Below are 1,097 nucleotides of genomic sequence, written 5' to 3' on the forward strand. Positions count from 1 at the left end.
TGTACTACACAAAATTTTACAAATGATTCTTCAATTCCCCTTCGTAGCTTAGTGTTTTAAACACTAAGCAGAAAAAGCATAAATACTGTTCTGATTTAAAATAAAGAAAAATTAGAATTCTAATTTTATTATTTGTCGTTATAGGCAATCTTATTTCGGTCAATATATATGTAAAAAACTCAACGTTTGCCTATTACTTTAAGACATTTTCTTTTACTGAATTAAAAGTAAAACTGAATAAATTGTTCAAGTACCAAAAGTGAACAAAAGATATTTCAATCGTGCTTTTTAGCTTAGTGTTTTCAACACTAATCTGTTAAAATATGAATGTACACGTAACACATAATACAGCTAAAAACGGAATTGAAATTGTATTTTCAATTCCTATTCAGAAAGAGTTAATCACTTTTTTACAGAAATTAGGTTTTAAGCACTTTTTAAAAAATGAGTTGAAATGGTATGCTAATTATCATCCTGCTTATGTGCGCTTTGCTTACGATCTTAAAAAAGCAATAGAAAATGATACAGACTGGCGCACTATTCCAATCTTCCCTTCGCATGATCCATCGATAATGAATATTGACAAATTAAAGTTTTGTATCGTTGAACTTCTCTTTAAGATGAAAGATTATTCTCTAAAGGATGAATATGTAATTTTTGAAAACTATAAACGAATTGCAAATGTGATTACAGAAAAATTCGTCTCAAAGCATTTTAACAAGCCTTTTGACTCCATTACGATATATCCGCGCAATTATAAAACAAAGGCTAAAGATTTATTTGACATTGGAGCTGTTATCCATGTAGATGCAAATGGTCAATTTTTACCTGTTGAAATACCTTTCAATTTATGTGATTATTCAGAAGATCATACTGTAATTAATAAAACACTTGATTTTGAAGAAACAGGTATTTTGGAAGATCAAAAGGATTTTGATACTCTATTGATTTTAGAAGTGATCGATAAATTAGTAGCTATTGAACAAACCACTAGAGTGAAAGATACTCGGTTGATTCAAACATTAATCACAGAAATTGAAGAAGCTTCTACCCTTAATTTTGACATACTTCGTATGGAGAAACTCAAACAAGTCATT

At 28.9% G+C, this 1,097-nt stretch carries 1 pseudogene; it reads left to right on the plus strand.

Annotated features, from left to right (window positions below):
- Positions 1 to 323: 323 nt before the first annotated feature.
- Positions 324 to 1,097, plus strand: a pseudogene (locus tag AA089_RS23070) (SAM-dependent DNA methyltransferase); the annotation flags it as partial.

The organism is Kordia jejudonensis (assembly GCF_001005315.1).
Taxonomy (GTDB): Bacteria; Bacteroidota; Bacteroidia; order Flavobacteriales; family Flavobacteriaceae; genus Kordia; species Kordia jejudonensis.